This window comes from Mesorhizobium sp. P2_D6, from assembly GCF_056404315.1.
The window spans coordinates 1-3,719 of record NZ_JBFUEG010000059.1; the positions used below are offsets into that span (position 1 = coordinate 1).

A 3,719-nucleotide genomic window follows, 5' to 3' on the forward strand; every position below is an offset into this window, starting at 1 on the left:
TACATCGAAGCGTTCAACGGCCGCTTCCGGGCGGAGTGTCTGAACGCCCACTGGTTCCTCACGCTTGCAGACGCGGCTGAAAAGATGGAGGATTGGCGCAGATACTACAACGAGGAGCGCCCGCATGGGGCGATCGGGCACAAGGTCCCAATCTCGTTGCTCAATCCCGATGGCGCCACCAGCCCGCCATCGTGAAAAAGCCGGGAAACTCCATCTTCCGGCGGTCCAAACAATGGGTTCAGAGCAAAAGCCGGGAAACTCCATCTTCCGGCGGTCCAAACAATGGGTTCAGAGCAAATCGAGGCCGGACTCTAATCTCAGATGGAGGAAATTACCCGTGGCAGGTCAAGTTGCACGAGAAGGCCCCGACAGCCGTATCAAGAGACTTTCTACTGCGGTTGATCGCGGCCGTGCCCCACAAGATCCATACCGTGCTTACCGACAATGGCATCCAGTTCACCACCCCCGGTGCCGGTGGCTCGGCGGTGCCGCTGATCAAGGAGGCAATCGCCAATGGCGAGATTTTCCGCGCTCACGCCTTCGAATACGCCTGCGCCAGGAACGACATCGAGCACCGCACGACCAAGGCCAGGCATCCGTGGACAAACGGTCAGGTCGAGAGAATGAACCGGACTATCAAGGATGCCACCGTCAAGCGCTTCTACTACGAGAGCCACGACCAACTACGCACCCATCTCGCCGACTTCGTTGCCGCCTACAACTTCGCCCGCAGGCTCAAGACCCTCAAAGGTCTCACCCCCTACGAGTTCATCTGCAAGGCGTGGGCGTCACAACCGGAACGCTTCAAACTCAATCCGCTCCAGCAAATGCCGGGACCAAACATTTAGGCGATGCAAGTGACCACCTCGGCGAGCCAAGCCTCCGGGCCGATGTCGTTGAACGTCGCGGTGCCGATCAACGTGTACAAGTCGGTAGCGCGCTCGGCGCTATAGTTGGCAGGCTGTGCCCGCACGCACTGCTTCCCAGTCCGGGCGCACAATCGCAAGGACAAGCTCATCGTAGCGGATTCCGTTCATAAGCCAAGCGCCGCGGGCGATTCCTTCCGCTCTGAATCCCACCGCTTCGTAGGCACGGCGGGCGCGCACATTGTCCGGGAGAACGCCGATCCATAAACGATAGACATCCGTCTCGCGGAATGCCGCTTCCACAACGCGACGCATCATTGCCTTTCCATAGCCTACGCCAGGCTTTGCCACGGCAACGCGAAACACCAGCGTTACCTGATTGGTCGAGGCCCAATCGCGCAATATCGCGAAGCCTACCGGCTGGTCATCTGCACAGGCGATGAAGTACGCGTAGCGCGAATCGGCAAGAGCGGCAGCATGTTGATCCGCGTCCCAGTGACCGACCAAATCGTCGTAACCCTCGCCACGCTCCGTGGCGAGTATGAAAGAAATGTCAGATGCTTCCGCACGGCGTAGCTTCAAATAAGGATCCACACGTGTTTCCATTAGCCGAATGGCGAGCGTCTCAATCTGCGAATATTTGGAACGATCCCTAATGATTCCAGCTCGCTCCTAGGCCGAGCGCCAATCCCGACGATGTCCTGACCTAGCATCACAAAGATCAACGCATCGAGGCGGTCACAAAGAAATCTACTTGTCTCCCACGCGACTGCGAGTTGACGTCCTTCAAATGCCGTACACAGCGATTGGGTCGCCGAGGCTACCTGGCAAGGGATCTTGACCGAGGCCGGGCCGACGCGAGGCTTCCGCCACTCCACTGTCCTCTTGGATCGGTGCGTCCGTCAGCGGATCGGATACGACGGTAAGCGGATCGTATACAGAATGGCGGAACTCCTTCGGGGTGGACTGCGCCAAATGGAAAATCGCCGCCTGTACTATCCCGCTTCCCCCTACGTCTTGGATGGTCATCGGTAATCCTGCCGTTATACACATGTCACGGGCACGACGAGCTTTAGTCAAGCCACCCAGCCTGGAAATCTTGATATTGATCAAATCAGCTGCTTGATCGGCGATAATCCGCAACACCATCTCAGGCGAATCGATGATTTCGTCTAGGATCATTGGATGATCAGTCCGACGTCTCACCGCAAGGCACTCCTCGTAAGAGGCACAGGGTTGCTCAATATATACGTCGAGATCCCGAATTTGTCTCAAGACCCGTAGAGCCTGATCGCGTGTCCAGCCACGATTGCAGTCGGCATAGTATTCCTCACCGGGTTCGGCACGTTCGAGAATCGCCCTCAACTGGCGAACATCCTCCGCGGGAGCTTCTCCGCCGAGTTTTAATGAGAAGAGCCGGTATCCTTTCTCGCGATACGTTGCCATCGCGGCAAGCATATCCTCGGTAGTCCCAACGGTGATGCCCGCGGCGAGAGGCAATGCCCCTTCGAACCTTCCACCGAGAAGATCACACAGCGGCATTTTCGTTGCTTTGCCGAAGATATCCCAACAAGCCATGTCGATCGCCGATTTAGCATACGGATGACCGAGCAACAAATTGTCCATCAGATAATTTATTCGATCAATCTGGACCGGATTTTCGCCGATGAGCCGGGGAGCCATTTCGTCGATAGCCGCTCTGGCTCCCTTTGCGAAAGCCGGCAGATAATTCCCTCCCAGCGTTTGGAGTTCGCCCCATCCGATAATCGCCTCGTCAGTTTCGATCCCGACAATGGTGCTCTCGAAGGAGGTCCATTTTCGACCGCGAGATAAACTGTAGCCTTGCGGATAAGGTGTCACGACCTCAAATACTTTTATAGCTGTGATCTTCATGGCATACCTGTTTGAAAGAAGGGGCGCTTGTGTGACTTAGCCCTTGCAAATTTCGGCGGTTGTCAGGTTCTTTGGGGGCAAATTCGCCATTGTGTACCCGTATTTTCCGACCGACTTCATCATCTCGTCGGAGCCGAGATAGTCTTTCAACACGGCATTGAAGGCATCGACCGCCGCCTGCTGGTCTGGCATGAAGCCAATCCCCTCATTAGTGGATACCCCAACAGGCTGCGTAAAGGGCTCAGCCATCTCAATGCTGGGATCCCGATCGGTAAATATCTTCAAGGTGAAGGAATCGCCAGCGCCAGCGTCGACGCGGCCGGCCTTAACAGCCTCTACGACCTCAGGCGCTCCACCGGCGAACTGCAGGATTTTCTCACTAGTAATGCCGATCTTTTGTGCGTCATTCACCTCAGCCCAGCCAGTGCCCGTGCCGAAGGTGAGGCCTTTGTCGCGCACGTCCTCCCAGGAATGTAGTCCTTTCGGGTTGCCCTTAGGTACGATTAGCCCTTCGATGACGGCCACGACCGGCTCGGTGAACACCGCGTTGCGGCAACGCTCGGGCGTGATTGCCATGCCGCCCGTGATGATGTCAAAGCGGCCAGCCTGTAGGCCGGGAATGAGCGAGCCCCACTCGGTCACGACCGGCTCGAATTTGGTTGTACCTAGCTTCTTGAGGATGTCGATCGTCATCGCATTGACAAAGCCAAACGGCTCGTGGTTCGGACCCGGGTAGGCGTGAGGCGGCTCATTAGAAAAGGCGATCCGGATCGTCTCCCCGTTTTTGATCTTGTCGAGTAGGGACTGCGCCGAGGCTGAACTGGCAAATGGAGCGATTGCCATTGCCGCTATGCCGAGCGCAGCCAATCCCTTCAGCACTGCACGTCTCTGGGGATTGCGCCTGTTTTTGTCATAGTGCCGCTTTTTCATCTTGTCGTTCCTCCCTTTTTCGCATAGCCC

At 56.7% G+C, this 3,719-nt stretch carries 4 protein-coding genes and 1 pseudogene; 2 read left to right on the plus strand and 3 right to left on the minus strand.

Translation table 11 applies throughout. The features are described 5' to 3' along the window. The coding region (locus AC1D1L_RS33460; protein ID WP_477345771.1) for an integrase core domain-containing protein at positions 1–195 on the plus strand (195 nt) is incomplete at its 5' end. A gap of 191 nt (positions 196–386) precedes the next feature. Further along, positions 387–848: pseudogene (locus AC1D1L_RS33465) on the plus strand (integrase core domain-containing protein); the annotation flags it as partial. Positions 849–947: 99 nt separating this feature from the next. Here AC1D1L_RS33465 and AC1D1L_RS33470 read toward each other — a convergent pair. From AC1D1L_RS33470 to ehuB, 3 genes are all read right to left on the minus strand, one after another. Beyond that, positions 948–1,460, minus strand: a complete 513-nt coding sequence (locus tag AC1D1L_RS33470; RefSeq protein ID WP_477345773.1) for a GNAT family N-acetyltransferase — start codon at positions 1,458–1,460, stop codon at positions 948–950. Between the two features lie 192 nt (positions 1,461–1,652). Further along, positions 1,653–2,759 (minus strand): mandelate racemase/muconate lactonizing enzyme family protein, encoded by a 1,107-nt coding sequence (locus tag AC1D1L_RS33475; RefSeq protein ID WP_477345775.1) that lies wholly within the window; start codon positions 2,757–2,759, stop codon positions 1,653–1,655. A gap of 36 nt (positions 2,760–2,795) precedes the next feature. After that, the coding region (gene ehuB, locus AC1D1L_RS33480; RefSeq protein WP_477345777.1) for an ectoine/hydroxyectoine ABC transporter substrate-binding protein EhuB at positions 2,796–3,719 on the minus strand (924 nt) is incomplete at its 5' end.